This is a genomic window from Paractinoplanes ferrugineus (assembly GCF_016862195.1).
Classification (GTDB): Bacteria; Actinomycetota; Actinomycetes; order Mycobacteriales; family Micromonosporaceae; genus Actinoplanes; species Actinoplanes ferrugineus.
In genome coordinates this window covers 1-17,834 of record NZ_BOMM01000050.1, presented here as the reverse complement: position 1 = coordinate 17,834, position 17,834 = coordinate 1, and the positions used below count along the sequence as shown (strand labels likewise).

The 17,834-nt window shown below is 73.5% G+C and carries 12 protein-coding genes; 9 read left to right on the top strand and 3 right to left on the bottom strand.

The features are described 5' to 3' along the window. Nucleotides 1-21: 21 nt before the first annotated feature. Genes Afe05nite_RS44050 through Afe05nite_RS27285 form a run of 3 tightly spaced genes read left to right on the top strand, consistent with a single transcriptional unit; the run spans nt 22 to nt 2,709 of the window. The gene (locus tag Afe05nite_RS44050) at nt 22-852 is read left to right on the top strand and encodes a sulfurtransferase (protein ID WP_239118249.1); all 831 of its coding nucleotides are present in this window, start codon (nt 22-24) and stop codon (nt 850-852) included. Continuing rightward, nucleotides 849-2,183, top strand: a complete 1,335-nt coding sequence (locus tag Afe05nite_RS27290) for an FAD-binding oxidoreductase (protein ID WP_203820082.1) — start codon at nt 849-851, stop codon at nt 2,181-2,183. The genes Afe05nite_RS44050 and Afe05nite_RS27290 overlap by 4 nt, the downstream gene beginning before the upstream one ends. Nucleotides 2,184-2,211: 28 nt before the next feature. Then, a complete protein-coding gene (locus Afe05nite_RS27285) occupies nt 2,212-2,709 on the top strand; it encodes a flavin reductase family protein (protein ID WP_203820081.1) in 498 nt (165 codons plus the stop codon). A gap of 12 nt (nt 2,710-2,721) precedes the next feature. Here the strand turns inward: Afe05nite_RS27285 and Afe05nite_RS27280 are convergent, their stop codons facing one another. After that, nucleotides 2,722-4,014 carry an enoyl-CoA hydratase/isomerase family protein gene (locus Afe05nite_RS27280; protein WP_203820080.1) on the bottom strand — a complete coding sequence of 431 codons (1,293 nt, stop codon included), beginning with the start codon at nt 4,012-4,014 and terminating at the stop codon, nt 2,722-2,724. A gap of 51 nt (nt 4,015-4,065) precedes the next feature. Between Afe05nite_RS27280 and Afe05nite_RS27275 the strand changes: the two genes are divergently transcribed. The 3 genes from Afe05nite_RS27275 (at nt 4,066) to Afe05nite_RS27265 (ending at nt 5,778) form a co-directional block, all read left to right on the top strand. Next, nucleotides 4,066-4,392: an ArsR/SmtB family transcription factor gene (locus Afe05nite_RS27275; RefSeq protein WP_203820079.1), complete on the top strand. Its 327-nt coding sequence runs from the start codon at nt 4,066-4,068 to the stop codon at nt 4,390-4,392. A gap of 47 nt (nt 4,393-4,439) precedes the next feature. Further along, the gene (locus tag Afe05nite_RS27270; protein ID WP_203820078.1) at nt 4,440-4,850 is read left to right on the top strand and encodes a hypothetical protein; all 411 of its coding nucleotides are present in this window, start codon (nt 4,440-4,442) and stop codon (nt 4,848-4,850) included. 298 nt (nt 4,851-5,148) lie between these two features. Next, nucleotides 5,149-5,778, top strand: coding sequence for a DedA family protein (locus Afe05nite_RS27265; protein WP_203820077.1), 630 nt, complete (start codon nt 5,149-5,151; stop codon nt 5,776-5,778). 38 nt (nt 5,779-5,816) lie between these two features. Here Afe05nite_RS27265 and Afe05nite_RS27260 read toward each other — a convergent pair whose 3' ends face one another. Then, on the bottom strand, nt 5,817-6,173 hold the full coding sequence (locus Afe05nite_RS27260) for a BlaI/MecI/CopY family transcriptional regulator (RefSeq protein WP_203820076.1): 357 nt from the start codon (nt 6,171-6,173) through the stop codon (nt 5,817-5,819). A gap of 83 nt (nt 6,174-6,256) precedes the next feature. Further along, complete coding sequence (locus tag Afe05nite_RS27255; protein ID WP_203820075.1) at nt 6,257-7,591, bottom strand: lysine N(6)-hydroxylase/L-ornithine N(5)-oxygenase family protein; 1,335 nt, start codon at nt 7,589-7,591, stop codon at nt 6,257-6,259. Between the two features lie 128 nt (nt 7,592-7,719). On the opposite strand from Afe05nite_RS27255, the gene Afe05nite_RS27250 reads away from it, so the two are divergent. The 3 genes from Afe05nite_RS27250 to Afe05nite_RS27240 all read left to right on the top strand — a co-directional run. Next, a complete protein-coding gene (locus Afe05nite_RS27250) occupies nt 7,720-8,664 on the top strand; it encodes a methionyl-tRNA formyltransferase (RefSeq protein WP_203820074.1) in 945 nt (314 codons plus the stop codon). Between the two features lie 87 nt (nt 8,665-8,751). Then, nucleotides 8,752-13,074: a non-ribosomal peptide synthetase gene (locus Afe05nite_RS27245; protein ID WP_203820073.1), complete on the top strand. Its 4,323-nt coding sequence runs from the start codon at nt 8,752-8,754 to the stop codon at nt 13,072-13,074. Continuing rightward, the coding region (locus tag Afe05nite_RS27240) for a non-ribosomal peptide synthetase (RefSeq protein ID WP_203820072.1) at nt 13,071-17,834 on the top strand (4,764 nt) is incomplete at its 3' end. The genes Afe05nite_RS27245 and Afe05nite_RS27240, both read left to right, overlap by 4 nt.

The following is a 17,834-nucleotide window of genomic DNA, read 5'->3' as shown; positions in this document are numbered from 1 at the left end:
CACGACCCGGCCCGCAAGCCCGTGCTGATCAGCGTCGACGAGCTGCACCGGCGAGCGGCCGAGGCGGACCCGCCGGTTCTGCTCGACGTGCGGTGGGCGCTCGGCGACCCGCACGGCGAGCAGCACTACCGCGACGGGCATCTGCCCGGGGCCGTCTTCGTCGATCTGGAGACGGAGCTCGCCGCACCGGGCTCACCCGAGGGCGGGCGGCACCCGCTGCCCTCGGTCGAGCTGCTGCAGGCCGCCGCCCGGCGGTGGGGGATCACCGGCCGGGTCGTGGTCTACGACAACACCGGCGGACTCGCAGCGGCCCGGGCCTGGTGGCTGTTGCGGTGGGCGGGCGTCCGGGAGGTTCTCCTGCTCGACGGCGGACTGGCCGCCTGGCAGGCGGCGGGATATGCGGTCGTCACCGGGGTGGCGCGGCCGCGCCCGGCGAGTGAGATCGTGCTCCGCGGCGGGCAGCTGCCGACCCTGACCGCCGACGAGGCGGCCGCGCTGCCGGGCACCGGCACCCTGGTCGACGCGCGCGCCGCCGAACGCTACCGCGGCGAGGTCGAACCGGTCGATCCGCGGGCGGGGCACATCCCGGGGGCGGTCAACCTGCCGACCACCGGCAACCTGCGCGACGGGACCTCGCTGTTCAGGACGGCCGCCGAACTGCGGGAGCGGTTCGCCGCGTTGACCGGGCCGGTCGGTGTCTACTGCGGGTCGGGGGTGACCGCCGCCCACGAGATCGTCGCCTTGGCTGTCGCCGGCATCGACGCGGCGCTCTATCCGGGCTCGTGGTCGGCGTGGTCGTCGGACCCGGAACGGCCGGTAGCCACCGGCGAACAACCGGCGCGGCCCGCGTGACCGCGCCCGCGTGGCTGGCGGCCACCGGCGTCGAATGGACCGACGAGCCGTCGGTGATCGCCGGCCGCCGGGTCGACCGCTCCGGGGTCGAACCGGACGGAATGCCGCTGGCCGTCGCGTTTCCGCGCAGTGTCGAGCAGGTGCGGAACGTGGTGCGAGCGGCGCACTCCACCCGTACGTCAATCGTGGCTCGCGGAGCCGGAACGGCCCTGACCGGCGCCAGCAGCGCCGGAGCTGGCGTTCTGGTTCTTGATCTCTCCCGGATGGATCGGATCCTGGGAATCCGGCCGGACGACGGGGTAGCCGTCGTCGAACCCGGGGTGATCACCGCCGCGCTCGACCGCGCCGCGGCCGCGCACGGGCTGCGGTATGCCCCCGACCCGGCGAGTCTGGAAATCTCCACGATCGGCGGCAACATCGCCACCAACGCCGGGGGGCTGCGGTGCGCGAAGTACGGCGTCACCCGGGACGCCGTACTGGGCCTCGATGTCGTGCTCGCCGACGGGCGGCTGATCAGCACCGGGCGCGCCACTCTCAAGGGGGTGGCCGGCTACGACCTGACCGGGCTGTTCGTCGGCTCGGAAGGAACCCTCGGCGTGGTGGTCGGGGCCACGCTGCGGCTGCGTCCGCTGCCGGAACCGACGACGACCGTGGCCGCCTCCTACGCCGACGTGGCCGGGGCCGCGGCGGCCTCCGTCGCCCTCGCCGCCGCCCGCATCCAGCCGGTGCTCGCCGAACTGCTCGACGAGGCGACACTCGACGCCATCGACGCCGCGCAGGGCACGCATCTGCGAAAGACCGGATCGGCGTTGCTCATCGTGCAGATCGACGGGGGAGCGAGGGAGGCGGCGCGGGCGGTGGAGGTGCTCGGGCGCGACGCCACCGAGCTGCGCAGCACGAGCGACCCCGAAGAGACCGCCGCGCTGCTGGCCGCGCGCCGGGGTGCGCTGCCGGCCATCGAGCGGCTCGGGCGGCCGCTCATCGAGGACATCGCCGTACCCCGGTCGCGGCTCGCCGAGGCCGTTCGGGAGATCGGCGTGATCGCCCGGCGGCACGACGTGCCGATCTGCACGATCGCCCACGCCGGCGACGGCAACCTGCATCCCATCATCGTGGCGGGCGAGTCGGTGGACGCCGCCGAGGCGGCCGCCGACGAGATCTTCGCGCTGGCGTTGCGGCTCGGCGGCACCGTCACCGGCGAGCACGGGGTCGGCGTGCTGAAACTCCCCTGGCTGCGGCGCGAGCTCGGTCCCGCCAACCACGACCTGCAGCGGCAGCTCAAAGCGCTGTTCGACCCGCACGGCATCCTGAATCCCGGTAAGGCGCTGTGATGTCGTAGGTGCCCAGGACGGAGCGATCATGACTATGCAATCGGCGCTGGAACCGCTGCGCCTTCGGCGTGTTCTCAGTTCCTTCCCGACCGGCGTCACCGTGCTGGCCGGTGTTGTCGACGGTGTGCCGGCCGGGCTCGCGGCCAACTCGTTCGTCTCGGTGTCACTGGATCCACCGATGGTGTCGGTCTGCGTGGCGCACACTTCGAGCACCTGGCCGGTCCTGCGCCGGGCCGGGCGGCTCGGGGTCAGCGTGCTGGGCGCGCACCAGGAACACATCGGCCGGCAGTTGAGTGCCCGGGGTGTCGACCGGTTCGCCGCGCTGCGCTGGCGGACCAGCCCGGACGGTGCGGTTCTGCTCGACGGGTCGAGTGCCTGGCTGGACTGCGCGATCGAGCGGGAGATCCCGGCCGGCGACCACGACATCGTGCTGCTGCGCGTGCACGATGTGGACGCCGACCCGGAGGTGGCGCCGCTGGTCTTCCACGGCAGCCGGTATCGGCGGTTGCACCACGGCGACGGGTGACCGGCCCGCCGCTCAGTGGGCCGCCCCGCTGAGGTGGTGCAGCACGCCGCCGGTCCAGGGCGGGAAACCGGCGGCCAGGACCGAGGCCACGTCGGCGCCGACCGGATCGACGGTCAGGCCCGCGTCGAGGGCCCGGCGAGCGGCGGCGGTCATGGCTCGCGGGTCGGGGCCGGCGTCCAGCAGGGTCTGGACGAACGAGATGTCGCTGCCGCGGATCACCACCGGGATGGCGCCCTCGGCCCGGACCGCGCGCGCGGCGTCGTCCACGTCGGCGCCGCTGATCTCCACCAGCGGGGCGTCGGCCGGGAAGAACACGGCGGCCAGCGGGTTCGCGACGATCTGCGGGAACTGCCGGAGCACGGTCCCGGCGCTCGCCGCGCCGGTCGCCGGTGAGGGCGAGAGGGGCCCGGCGACGGTGCGCAGAGCGAAGAACAGGTGGCCCAGGGCGGGGACCTCGGGGGCGCTCAGCAGCGTACGGAAAGCCGCCGTTTCTATGTCGAAAGCCTTCTCCGGCGGCGCCGAAGCGCTGCGGACGGCCACCTCGAGTACGGCGTGCAGGGCCCGGACCGGTGAGCCGGCCGACCGGTGGCGCACCTCGTCGGCGAGCCCGGGCGGTTCCCCGATGCCACCGGGCAGAACGTAGCCGGGTCGTTCCCAGCGCTGGACGAACCGGCCCGCCGGCTGCCTCAGCACCCACGCCCGCGCGGCCGCCACCACGTCGTCGGCGAGCTCGTCAACCAGCCCGGCGGCCAGCGCCCGCGCCGGATGGAACACGGTGCCGGGGCCGACGATGTCGAGCACGGTCGCCGCGATCCCGGCCATCCGGGTCACCCGCACCACGCCGCCACCGCCGGGAATGATGCCCATCGCGGACTCGGCCAACGACCAGATCACCGCCGGGTCGGCCGATCCGACGCGGTAGTGGCAGGCCAGCGCGAGTTCGAAGCCGCCGCCGAGCGCCGATCCGTTGAGCGCCGCGGCCACCGGCCGGCCCAGCGTCTCCAGCCGGCGGGCCTGGTCGCGGATCGGCACCAGCAGGTCGTAGGTGCCGGCCGCCTCGTCCGGGGTGATCTCGCCGGGCTCGAATTCCGGGCCGGCGACGAACGATCGCTTCGCCGAGGTGACGACCACCCCGCGGAGTCGGTCGAGGCCGGCGGTCAGATCGTCGAGGCAGGCGTCGAGCCCGTCATGGTGCCGTCGATTGATCATGTTGGCGGTGCGCCCGGGATCGTCGAGGGTCACCGTGACCATGCCCTCGTCGTCCCACACCCACCGGACGGCGCCTGACTGTTGGATGATCGTCATACCGTCAGCGTAGCGATTGTTGGATGAACATCCAACGGTAGTCTGGAGCCCATGGCGAGCGACGACGCGGCACCGGACCCGATCGACCTGACGCTGGTCGACGTGCTGCGGGCGATGGCCGACCCGATCCGCCTGCGCATCGTGCAGACCCTGGCCGCCGGCGGACCACACGGCAAATGCGGCGAACACTGGAACTTCGGCGTCCACAAGTCGACGATGACCCACCATTTCCGCATCCTGCGCGAGGCCGGCCTGACCCGTACGACGGTGACCGGCCGCACCCACACGATCGAACTCCGCCGCGCCGAGCTGGACGCCCGCTTCCCCGGCCTGATCGACGCCCTGACCGTCGCTGACCAGCGCTCCAGCGTCGGCTGACCGGTTGCGGCGACGAAATTGTCGTACCCCGCCGTCATGCTCACCCCATGGCGCGTTCCACCCCCGCAATAGGAACCCCCCGTAACGAACTCGCGATCAACGAAGCCCGCATCCGGCTGGTGCAGCTGGTCCGGCTGGCTCAACTGACTCGGCAGATCACGGTGCTCATCGACCGCGGCCGGCCCGCGGCGGCGATCGTCCCGGTCGACCTGCTCGACGCCCGGGACGACGCCCCGGACACCACGGCGGCCAGCGCCGCCGGCTGGGTGCGACGCCTGGAGAAGGTGCGACAGGACCTGCGCCGGCAGCACGCCGTGCACACCGCGGAACTGCGTCAGGCGCTCGACGAGGCGTGGCGCGTCATCGACGACCTTCGCCCGCCGGGCACCGACCGCCGGATCGACGAGCAGCGAGCCGCGTGCGCCCCACTGCGCCGCCCGGCCGAACCGCCCACATGAGCGGAAACCGGCTCTTCATCTCGAGGGCGAGGGCTTGCCCGTACGCCGCCGGCGAAGCGAGGATCGCCGACCCGGCCGTACCGGAATTTCGCAGGACCGGGGCCGCGGCTTCGCTTTCGGGGTCACGATGGTGATGACCCGGGCCGGGGTCGAGGCACGGGGAGCGGGCGGCTTTCACCGATCTCTCAGGATCGCCGGACCAGCCGCACGGCGGCGACACAGGTCCTACTTGTTGTAGGTTTCGTTGCCGCCGAGGCGGGCAAACCTCGGGTTCCCTCGATCTGAGAGGCATGCGTTCATGCCGTCGTTCCTCGACCCGCAGCATCTGATCTCCACGTTCGGGCTGGTCGGCATCCTCGCGATCGTCTTCGCCGAGTCCGGGCTGCTGGTCGGCTTCTTCCTGCCCGGCGACTCGCTGCTGTTCACCACCGGGCTGCTGGTCGCCGACGGGACCTACCTGCACCAGCCGCTCTGGCTGATCTGCCTGCTGGTGTCGCTCGCCGCGGTGCTGGGCGACCAGTTCGGCTATCTGTTCGGGCGGCGGTTCGGCCCGGCCCTGTTCCGGCGGCCCGACTCCAAGCTGTTCAAGCAGGAGAACCTCGCCCGCGCCCGGCGGTTCTTCGACCGCTACGGCGCCCGGTCGATCGTCCTCGCCAGGTTCGTACCGATCGTGCGGACCTTCACCCCGATCGTGGCCGGCGCGAGTCACATGCGCTACCGGACCTTCCTGAGCTACAACGTGCTCGGCGGGACGCTGTGGGCCTGCGGCGTCACCACGCTGGGGTACTTCCTGGGCCAGGTGGCCTTCGTCCGCTCGAACATCGAACTCATCCTGATCGGCATCGTCGTCGTCTCGGTCATCCCGGTCGCTGTGGAACTGCTGCGGGCCCGCCGCCGCTCGCGCAGCACCCAGGCCGACCCCCACTGACGTTCCGGCGCGCGCCGCCACCGGATCGACCGCGAGGCTCACGGTGGCAGCAGCCTGCGCAGGGTGGCCGCGTCGTCGTCGTTCAGCGAAGCGGCGAACTGCTGCAGCACGGCCTGCCGGTCCACCGGATCGGCGAGGGCGGCGCGCATCCGCTTCGCGGCGGCGGTCGCGGCGTCCTCGACCGGCCAGTAGACGTGCCAGCGGCCGGCCTTGCGACGGTGCAGCAGACCTTTCTCGTGCAGCCGGATCAGGATGGTCTGCACCGTGTTGTAGGCCAGATCCGCACCGATCTCGCGCTGCACATCGGTCGCTGTCAACGGTTCGCCGCCGGCCCAGAGCACACCCATGACCTCGGCTTCCAGCGAGCCCCGCGCCCGCCGCCCCGTCGATGCCATGCCGCCAACCTACAGCCTGTAGGGGCCGGTCACGCCGATGGTTGTTCGACGGGGAGACAGCAGTAGAGGTACGCCGCCGGGGGTCAGCCGGCGTTCGCCGCGACCGCGAGTGGGCGGCCGGCGCGCAGCCGGGCGGCGATGGACCGGACGATGTCGCCGGAGCGGACGGCGGCGTTCGAGAGCAGGGACGCGGTGATTCCGTGCGAATGCTCGGTGCCGCCCTGCAGGTAGACGCCGGCGGTGACGGACGGGTCGGCGGCGATCCGGTAGTCGCGTTCGACCACGGCCCGGCCGAACTCGTCCCGGCGATAGTGCCGGGCAGCCTCGCCGAGCAGCGGGAACGGGTCGACGGGCTGGTAGCCGGTGGCGCAGATCAGCACGTCGGCGGTGATCGTCGACAGCTCGCCGGTGGTGAGGGTCTCGATGGTCACCTCGACCCGGCCGTCCTCGGTTTCCTTGGCGGCGGCCAGCCGCGACACGTTGAGCAGTCGCAGCCGTTGCACCCCGGCCACCTTCTCCCGGTACGCCCGGCGGTACAGCTCGTCGATCAGGTCGTGGTCGACGACCGCGTAGTTGGTGTTGCTGTGGTAGTTCATCAGCATCTTCTTGATCTCCGGCGGGGCGCCGTAGTAGTCGTCGACGGCGGCCGGGTCGAAGATGCGGTTGGCGAACGAGCTGTCGTCGGCCGGGGAGTAGCCGTAGCGGGAGAACACCCCGCACACCTCGGCCCGGGGAAACCGGTCGTGCAGGAACGCGGTGACCTCGGCGGCGCTCTGCCCGGCGCCGACCACCACGAACCGGGCCGGGTCGGCACCGTCCAGCCGGCCGATGTTGGTGAGCAGATCGCGGCTGTGCCAGATGCGGTCGCAAGCGTCCACCCCGGCCGGGATCCGGGGGCGCAGGCCGGTGGCGACGACCAGGTTGCGCGCGCGGTAGGTGCTGACCCCACCGGCGTGCCGGACCCGCACGTCGAACGCCGCCACCACCCCGTCGCGGAGTACCGGGACGACCTGGTCGACCTCGTGGGCGTAGCGGACCATGTCGGGCACCTTGGCCGCGGCCCATTCGAGGTAGTCGTGGAACTCCACCCGGAGCGGGAAGAAGCTCTTGTGGTTGACGAAGTCGATGAGCCGGTCGCGGTCCCTGAGGTAACACAGGTAGCTGTATTCGCTCGTCGGGTTGCGCAGGGTCACCAGGTCCTTGAGGAACGACACCTGCATGGTCGCGTCGGCCAGCAGCATGCCGCGGTGCCAGCCGAACGACGGCTGACGTTCCAGGAACAGCGCGGTCACGGGAGCGTCGCCAGTCTGTCCATTGTGCTCGGTGACGGCTATCGCGAGGGCCAGATTGGACGGGCCGAAACCGACTCCTACCAGGTCGTAGACCGGAATCTCGGTGCACGGAGTGGCCTGTGACATCGGCGGTCCCATTCGTCAGGTCGAGCGGTGTCGACGCTTGGCACGTGCTGAAGCCGCCCCCTTTCGGCGGCGCAAAGCTAGGTTAGACTAACCTAACTTTCTCAGTCGTGGATGGGCCAGGAGGCACCGTGCGGGTAGTCATGTTCGGGTACCAGACGTGGGGACATCGCACCCTGCAAGCGTTGCTGGACTCGGAGCACGAGGTCACCCTCGTGGTCACTCATCCGAAGAGCGATCACGCGTACGAGCGGATCTGGAGCGACTCGGTCGCCGACCTCGCCGCCGAGCACGGCGTGCCGGTCGAGGTGCGCGAGCGGCCCGAGGACGACCTGCTCGGCCCGCTCAAGGAGGCCGACCCCGACGTCATCGTGGCGACCAACTGGCGCACCTGGATCCCGCCGCAGATCTTCGCGCTGCCCCGGCTCGGCACGCTCAACGTGCACGACTCGCTGCTGCCGAAATACGCCGGCTTCTCCCCGCTGATCTGGGCTCTGCTCAACGGCGAGAAGGAGGTCGGGGTGACCGCGCACATGATGGACGGCACGCTCGACGCCGGCGACATCGTGCTGCAGCGCTCGGTGCCGGTCGGGGACCGCGACACCACCACCGACCTGTTCCACAAGACCCTCGACCTGTTCGGCCCGATCACCGTCGACGGGCTCGCGCTGATCGCCTCCGGCCGCACCGAGTGGACACCGCAGGACCGTTCGCGGGCCAGCTTCTTCCACAAGCGTTCCGACGAGGACAACCGGATCGACTGGACGTGGCCGGCCGAGGAGCTCGACCGGCTGGTGCGCGCGCAGTCCGACCCGTACCCCAATGCCTACGCCTTTCATCGGGGCGAGCGGCTCCGGATCGTCGCCGCGCACGTCTCCGACGGCATCTACGGCGGCACGCCGGGCCGCATCTTCTACCGCGAGGGCGACGCCGTGGTCGTGGTGGCCGGTGCCGAGGCCCGCCGCGGCACCAGTCCCGGACTGGCGATCGAGCGGGTCCGCCTCGACGACGGCACCGAACTGGGCGCCGCCGAGTACTTCCGCTCGATGGGCGGATATCTGACCTCGCACCCGTAGGTCCACCCCGTCCCGTTGACCGGGCCCCGCCGACCAGGGCGGGGCCCCGATGCCACGCGCCCGCACCCGGACATCAGGAGCCACCGCATGCAGAGCACCGACTGCACGATCGAGGAGCGGGAGCGGTCCAGTGGTGGCCCGCTCACGGTGGCGCCGGCCACGCTTCCCGAGGTCTTCGCGGCGAGCCTGGGGCGGGACCCGGACGCGGTGGCCGTCGTCTTCGAGGACCGCGAGATCAGCTATGCCGAACTGGACGCGCGGGCGAACCGGTTGGCGCACCTGCTGATCGCGCGCGGCGCCGGGCCGGACCGGGTGGTCGGGCTCGCCGTGCCGCGATCGATCGAGATGATCGTGGCGGAGTTGGCGGTGCTCAAGGCCGGCGCCGCCTATCTGCCGCTGGATCCGGCCGACCCGGCCGAGCGGCTCGGCTACCTGATCGCCGACACCCGGCCGATCGGCCTGGTCACCACGGCCGCGGTGGCCGACCGGCTGCCCGCGCCGGCCGGCCTGCCGCGGGTGCTGCTCGACGATCCGGCGGTGGCCGCCGAACTGGCCGGGGCGCCGGCCACCGACCCGATCCGGGCCGGGCTGCGGGTCGGGCACGCCGCCTACGTCATCTACACCTCCGGCTCCACCGGCCGGCCCAAGGGCGTGCTGCTCACCCACGCCGGCGTCGCGAAGCTGATGTCCACCCAGTTCGAGCGGTTCGGCCTCACCCCGGACGTCCGGGTGCTGCACTTCGCGTCGCCCAGCTTCGACGTCGCGTTCTGGGATCTGGTGCTGGCGCTCGGTTCGGGCGGCCGGATCGTGGTGGTGCCGGCCGACCGCCGGGTGGCCGGGCCGGCGCTCACCGAGTACGCGATGCGGCACCGCGCCAACTTCATGATCCTGCCGCCCGCGTTGCTCGCCGCGCTGCCGCCGGAATGCGAGCTGCCGCCGGGCATCCTGCTGGCCGGGACCGAGCGGGTGTCGCCGGAACTGGTCGCCCGCTGGGCGTCCGGCCGGCGGATGTTCAACGCGTACGGGCCGACCGAGGCCACGGTGAACTCGACGCTCGGTGAGTGCGTCCCCGGCGTCGCCGACGGTGGTTCGGTGCCGATCGGCCGCCCCGACCCGGCCACCGACGCGTACGTGCTGGACGCCGCGCTGCGCCCGGTCGCCGCCGGCGAGACCGGTGAGCTCTACCTGGCCGGACCGGGCCTGGCCCGCTGTTACGTGAACCGGCCGGACCTGACCGCGGAGCGGTTCGTGGCGAACCCGTTCGACGAGGCCGGCGGCCGGATGTACCGCACCGGCGACGTGGCGCGCTGGCGCATCGACGGCCGGCTGGACTTCCTCGGCCGGGTCGACGACCAGGTCAAGGTCCGCGGTTACCGGATCGAGCTGGGCGAGGTGGAGTCGGTGCTGGCCCGCCACCCCGGCGTCGGTCAGGTCGCGGTGATCGCCCGGGAGGACCGGCCCGGCGACGTCCGGCTGGCCGCCTATGTGGTGCCGTCCGGCACCGCCGAGGCGCCCGGGGAACGCGCGGACGCCCAGGTGGCCGAGTGGAAGGAGCTGCACGAGCTGCTCTACCAGGCGGGCCGGGTGGAACGGTTCGACGAGAACTTCACCGGCTGGAACTCCAGCTTCGACGGCGCGCCGATCCCGCTCGACGAGATGCGCGAGTGGCGGGACGCGACCGTCGAGCGGATCGAAGCCCTGGCCCCGCAACGGATTCTCGAACTCGGCGTGGGCAGCGGGCTGCTGCTGTCCCGGCTCGCGCCCGCGGTGCGGAGCTACTGGGGGCTCGACCTGTCCGAGCAGGCGGTCGCGACCCTGCGCGGGGCCACCGCCGACCGGCCGGGTGTGGTGCTGCGCGCGCAGCCCGCCCATGACCTGACCGGCGTGCCCGAAGGCCACTTCGACACCGTCGTGCTCAATTCGGTGGCGCAGTATTTTCCGAGCGCCGACTACCTGACCGAGGTGCTGCGGGCGGCGGTCACCCGGCTCGCGCCCGGCGGCCGGATCTTCGTGGGCGACGTCCGCAACCTGCGGCTGCACCGGATGCTGCACGAGGCGATCGCGGCCGGCCGGCCGGGCTACGACGTCGAGACGGCCCTGCGGGCCGAACGCGAGCTGCTCGTCGATCCGGACTATTTCGCGACGCTCGCTCTGCCGGGGGTCCGGTCGGTGGACGTACGCGTGAAGCAGTCCCGCCACGACAACGAGCTGAGCCGCTACCGGTACGACGTCGTGCTCCGCACCGAGGACCCGGCGCCCCGGCCCCCCACGGTGGAGCACGCGTGGACCGGGCCGGACGCCGTACGCGATCTGCTCGCCGGCCGCCCGGAGCGGGTGCGGGTCACCGGCGTGCCCAACGCGCTGCTGGCCGCCGGTGGGGTCACCGCCGACGAGGTGGCCGGTCTGGCCCGCGCCGCCGGCTACCGGGTCGCGGTCACCTGGAACGGCGATTCGCACACCGGCGCGCTCGACGCCGTCCTCCAGCGCGAGGGCGAGCCCGCCGGGGACTACCGGCCGGGGCCGGCCGTGCCGCTCACCAACACGCCGGCCGCATCCACCGATCCGGCCGCGCTGGTCAAGGCGCTCCGCCTGCACGCCGAGTCCTGGCTGCCGGCCTACATGGTCCCGACCGGATATGTGCTGCTCGCCACGCTGCCGGTGCTGACCAGCGGCAAGCTCGACCGGGCCGCGCTGCCCGCCCCGGACTACGCCGTGCTGGCCACCGGCACCGCCCCGCGCGGCCCGCGCGAGAAGGCGCTGTGCGCGCTCTACGCGGACGTGCTCGGCGTGCCCGGGGTCGGCATCGACGACGACTTCTTCCGGCTGGGCGGCGACAGCATCATGTCGATCCAGCTGGTGCTGAGGGCCCGCGCCGCCGGCCTGATCTGCACCTCCCGCCAGGTGTTCGAGGCCCGGACGGTCGCGGCGCTGGCCGAGGTGGTCACCGAGGCGGCGACGATCCACCCGGAGGCACCGGACGACGGCCTCGGCGAGATCCCGTTCACCCCGATCCTGCGCTGGCTGGACGAGACCGGCGGCGACCTCACCGCGTTCAGCCAGTCGATCGTCGTGACCACCCCGGCCGGTGCGCGGGCCGGCGAGCTGGCCGCCCTGCTGGCCCGGCTCACCGACCGGCAGGACCTGCTGCGCGCCACGATGGACCGCGACGCGGGGGTGCTGCGGGTGGCGCCGCGCGGCTCGGGGCGGGACTGGCTGCGGGTGGCCGCCGACGGTGCGACGATCGCGGCCGAGGAACAGGCGGCGGCACGGCGGCTCGACCCCACCCGTGGTGTGCTGGCGCAGGCGGTGTTCTTCCCGGCGGCCCGGCAGCTGCTGCTGGTCGTCCACCACAGCGTGGTCGACGGCGTCTCGCTGCGGATTCTGCCGGACGACCTGGCCGCGCTCTGGGACTCCCGGGCCGACTCGGCCGCCGGCACCTCGCACCCCGGCCCCACGCCCACCGGCACCTCGTTCCGACGCTGGGCGCTGGGCCTGCGGGAGGCGGCCGCCCGGCGCGCCGGGGAGCTGCCGCTGTGGACGCGGATCCTGGACGGGCCGGACCCGGCTCTCGGGCACCGTCCGCTGCGCCCGGTCGACGACCTCGCCTCGGTCACCCGGCACACCGTCCGGCTGCCCGCCGCGAGCACCGAGCCGGTCATCACCGGTGTCGCGTCGGTGTTCCACGCGGGCGTCAACGACGTGCTGCTCACCGGGCTCGCGCTCGCCGTCGCGCGGTGGCGTGGCGGCGCCGAGCGATCGGTGCTGATCGCGCTGGAGGGCCACGGCCGCGAGGAGCAGGTCGTCCCCGGCGCCGACCTGGCCGGCACGCTCGGCTGGTTCACCAGCGTGTTCCCGGTGCGGCTCGACCCGGGCGACGCCGACCTGACCGAGGCGTTCGCCGGCGGACCGGCCGCGGGTGTCGCGCTCAAGCGGGTCAAGGAGCAGTTGCGCGAGATCCCCGACCACGGCATCGGCTACGGGCTGCTGCGCCATCTCCACCCGGACACCGGCCCGGTGCTGGCCGCGCGGGCGGAGCCGCAGATCAGCTTCAACTACCTGGGCCGGTTCGCCGCCGGGTCGGGCGCGGACTGGGCGCCGGTCGCCGGGCACGGGATCCTGGCCGGCGGGTTCGACCTGGGCATGCCGGTCGCGCCGTACACGCTCGAGATCAACGCCTACGTGCAGGACACAGTGGACGGCCCGGAGCTGGGCGTGACCTGGGCCTACCCGCGCGAGCTGCTCTCCGGGGCGGCCGTCGCCGAGCTGGCCGACGGCTGGTTCGCCGCGCTCGAGGCGCTGGCCCGGCACGCCCGGGGCCCGGCCGCCGGCGGGCTCACCCCGTCCGACCTGACGCTCGCGCTCAGCCAGGACGAGATCGACGAGTTCGAAGCCGAATGGGAGCTTCCGTGACCGCGCCCACCGCCGGCATCAGCGACATCCTGCCGCTCACCCCGCTGCAGGAGGGCCTGCTGTTCCACACCCAGCTGGCCGCGGACGGCCCGGACGTCTACACCGGCCAGCTCACCCTCACGCTCACCGGCCCGGTCGACGCCGAACGGCTGCGGGCGGCCGGTCAGCAGCTGCTCGACCGCCGCCCCAACCTGCGGGTCGCGTTCCGCCGCCGGAAGAACGGCCAGGCGGTGGCGATCGTGCCCACCCGGGTCGCGCTGCCCTGGGCCACGATGTCACCGGCCGCCGAGGAGCTTGCCGAGTTCCTCGACGACGATCTGGCCACCCGCTTCGACCCGGCCACCGCGCCGCTGCTGCGGATGACCCTGGTCTCGCTCGGCCCGGACGATCACCGGCTCGTCCTCACCCATCACCATCTGCTGCTCGACGGCTGGTCGGTGCCGCTGCTGGTGGACGAGCTGATCGCGCTGTACCGCGGGGACGCCCTGCCGCCGCCGGCCGACTTCCGCGGCTATCTCGCGTGGACGGCCGCACAGGACCGGACCGCCGCCACCGAGGCCTGGCGGTCCGCGCTCGCCGGACTGGACGGACCGACACTGCTCGCCGGCCGGCCGCCGGCCCACGCGGTGGTGCCCGACCGGGTGCTGCGCGACCTGCCGGCCGAATCGACCGCCGGGCTCACCGCGCTCGGCCGCGCCGAGGGCCTCACCCTGAACACGCTCGTGCAGGGCGCCTGGGCCATCGTGGTCGGCGCGCTCACCGGCCGCGAGGACGTGGTGGTCGGCTCGACGGTGGCCGGCCGCCCGCCGGACCTGCCCGGCTCGGACACGATGATCGGCCTGTTCCTCAACACCGTCCCGGTCCGGGTGCGACTCGACCCGGCCACGCCGGTCGTCGGCGCGCTGCGCGATCTGCAGGACGGCCAGGCCCGGTTGATGGACCACCAGCACCTCGGGCTGGCCGACATCCAGCAGCTGGCCGGGCACGGCGAGCTGTTCGACACGCTCACCGTCTTCGAGAACTATCCGCTCGGCTCGTCGCTGCCGGCGGCCGGCGGGGGAGTGCGGGTCACCGGCGCGTCGATCCGGGACTGCGCGCACTATCCGGTGACGCTGACCGCCCGGCCGGGCGAGCGTCTGCACCTCGACCTGGAGTACCGCGGCGACCTGTTCACCCCGGCCGCGGCGGCGCTGCTGCTGGACCGGCTGACCGCGGTGCTGACCCAGTTGTGCGCCGCCCCGGCCGCGCCGCTCGCGAGCATCGACGTGCTCGGCCCGCGGGAACGCGCCCGGGTGCTCGAGGTGGTCACCGCGCCGGTGCCCGACGGCACCGTCGGAGACCTGCTGGCCGCCCAGACCGAGCGCACCCCGGACGCGGTGGCACTGGTCGCCGGGGGCCGGGAGTGGACGTTCACCGAGTTCTCCGGCTGGACCGCCGGACTGGCCGCGCGGTTGCGCGAACACGGCGTCGGCCCGGGCGACCGGGTGGCGCTCGCGCTGCCCCGGGCGCTCACCCCGCAGGCGATGTTCGGCGTGCTGGGCTCGGGCGCCGCCTATCTGCCGCTCGACCTCGACCAGCCCCGTGAGCGGCTGGCCGCGATGCTGGCCGATGCGGCTCCCGCGCTCGTCGTCACCGAGGAGGGCGTCGCGCTGCCCTGGCCGGGACCACGGCTGCACGTCACCCCGGCCGGCTTCGCCGCGACCCCCGCACCGGCCGCCGGCTTCTCCGGCGAGCAGCCGGCCTATGTCATCTACACCTCGGGGTCGACCGGGCGGCCCAAGGGCGTGGTGGTGCCGCACCGCGGGATCGTCAACCTGTTCGCGACGCACCGCGCCCGGCTGATGAGCGGGCCCCGGCGCCGGGTGGCGCACGCCGCCTCGTTCACCTTCGACGGCTCCTGGGACCCGCTGATCTGGCTGCTCGACGGCCACACCGTGCACGTGCTCGACGCCGAGGTCTACCGCGACGCCGTGGCGACGGTGGACTATCTGCGCGAGCACCGGGTGGACGTCCTCGACCTCACGCCCACCTATCTGCGCGAGCTGATCCCGGCCGGGGTGCTGAACGCCGGGCTGAGCCTGCTGTCGGTGGGTGGCGAGGCCATCGATCCCCGGCTGTGGCGGCAGATCTGCGCGGTCGGCGGGCTGGACTGCTACGACCTCTACGGCCCGACCGAGGCCTCGGTGGACGCGTACGGGTGGCACGGTCCCGAGCGGCGCGCCTACCGGTTGGCCAACGTGCGCACCTACGTGCTCGACGCGGCGCTGCGCCCGGTGCCGCCGGGCGTGCTCGGCGAGCTCTACGTGGCCGGGCCGGGCCTCGCCCACGGCTACCTCAACCTGCCCGCGATGACCGCCGGGCGCTTCGTCGCCGACCCGTTCACCGCGGCCGGTGGCCGGATGTACCGCACCGGCGACCTGGCCCGTTGGACCGGCGAGGGCGTGCTGGAGTTCGCCGGGCGCGCCGACGGCCAGGTGAAGGTCCGCGGCTTCCGGATCGAGCGGGGCGAGATCGAGGCGGCGATCGGCGGCCGGTGCGCGGTCGTGGTCCGGGCCGGGCGACTGATCGCGTACGTCGTGGACGGCCCGCCCGACCTCGAGGCGCTGCGGGCCCGGCTCCCCGCGTACATGATTCCGTCGGCCTTCGTCGAGGTGCCGGCGCTGCCCCGGACGGTGGCCGGCAAGCTCGACGTGGCCGCGCTGCCCGACCCGGAGGTGGCCGCGCCGGCCGGTGGCCGGACCGCCCGGGGCACCCGCGAGCAGCAGCTCTGCGACCTGTTCGCCGAGGTGCTCGGCATCCCCGCGGTCGGCATCGACGACGACTTCTTCGCGCTCGGCGGCCACTCGCTGTCGGTGATGCGGCTGGCCGGCCGGGTGCGCGCGGTGCTCGGCGTCGAGGTGCCGGTGCGCGCCGTGTTCGAGGCCCCGACCGTCGCCGCCCTGCTGCCCCGGCTGACCGGCAGCACCCGGGCGCCGCTGGTCGCCGGGCCCCGGCCGGACCGCCTGCCGTTGTCGTTCGCGCAGCGGCGGCTGTGGTTCCTCTACCGGCTCGAGGGGCCGAACCCCACCTACAACATCCCGATCGCGTGGCGGTTGCGCGGGCGGCTCGACACCGGCGCGCTGATCGCCGCGGTGGCCGACGTGGCCGGCCGGCACGAGACGCTGCGCACCGTGTTCGGCGAGGTCGACGGCGAACCGTTCCAGCGGGTGGAACCGGCCGGGCCGCTGACTGTCCCGCTCACCGACATCGCGCCGGACGACCTCGCCGACCGGCTGGCCGAGCTGGCTGGGTACGGCTTCCGGCTCGACGCCGAGCCGCCGCTGCGGGCCCGGCTGTTCCGCCTCGCGCCGGACGAGCACGTGCTGGTCCTGCTGCTGCATCACATCGCCGGCGACGAGTGGTCGGACGTGCCGCTGCGCCGGGACCTGGTGGCCGCGTACACGGCCCGCTGTGCCGGTCTGGCCCCGGCCTTCCCGCCGCTTCCGGTGCAGTACGCCGATTTCGCCCTCTGGCAGCGCGCGCAGAGTCTGGACGACCAGGTCGCCGGTTGGCGGGCGGCGCTGGCCGGGCTGCCCGCCGAGATCGACCTCCCGGCCGACCGGCCCCGACCGGCCGCGGCGAGCCACCGTGGCGACGTCGTGCGTTTCGACCTGCCGGACGGGGTGACCACGCGGCTGCGGGCGCTCGCCCGGGCCACCGGCACGTCGATGTTCATGGTCGCGCAGGCGGCGGTGGCGGTGCTGTTGACCCGGTTGGGTGCGGGCACCGACATTCCGCTCGGCTCGCCGGTGGCGGGGCGCCCGGACGCGGCGCTGGACGATCTCGTGGGTTTTTTCGTGAACACGTTGGTGTTGCGCACGGACACCGGTGGTGACCCGTCGTTCCGGGAGTTGCTGGCGCGCGTGCGGGAGACCGATCTGGCGGCTTTCGATGGTCAGGAGGTGCCGTTCGAGCATCTGGTGGAGGTGTTGAATCCGGTGCGGTCGCTGGGCCGGCATCCGCTGTTCCAGACGATGGTCTCCTACCTCGGCGAGGCCGACGGCACCTGGCATCTCGGCTCCCTGCGGGTCCAGACCGAAGATGTCCGTCAGCAGGTCGCGATGTTCGACCTGTCGTTCGACTTCTTCGAGACCCGGGACGGGGTACGGGGTGAGCTCGAGTTCGCCACCGACCGCTTCGACCGCTCGTCGGCCGAGCTGCTCGTCGAGCGCCTGAACCGGGTGCTGGCCGCGGTCGCGACCGACCCGGCCACGGTGCTCAGCCGGATCGACGTGCTGACCCCGGACGAGCGGGCCCGGCTGCTGCCCCCGGTGGGCACCGAGCCGCCGGCCGGTTCGGTGGTGGACCTGTTCGAGGCGCGGGTGGCCGCCACCCCGGACGCCCCGGCGCTGGTCGCCGGCGGTCGCACCTGGACCTTCGCCGAATTGGACGCCTGGTCGGCCGGGCTGGCCGGCGCGCTCGCCGGGCACGGGGTCGGCCGTGGTGACCTGGTCGGGCTGGCCACCGCCCGCCCGTTCACCGTGCCCGCGCTGCTCGGCGTGCTCCGGGCCGGGGCCGCCTACCTGCCGCTGGACACTTATCAGCCGGCCGACCGGGTGGCCGCGATGCTGGCCGACGCCGCACCCGCGATCCTGGTCGCCACCGCGAGCGTCGAGGTGCCGTGGGACGGCCCACGCCTGGATGTCGGCGAGGCGGCGCTGCCCGTTCGCGGGGTCCGTCCCGAGGTGCGCGCGGACGACCCGGCGTACGTCATCTTCACC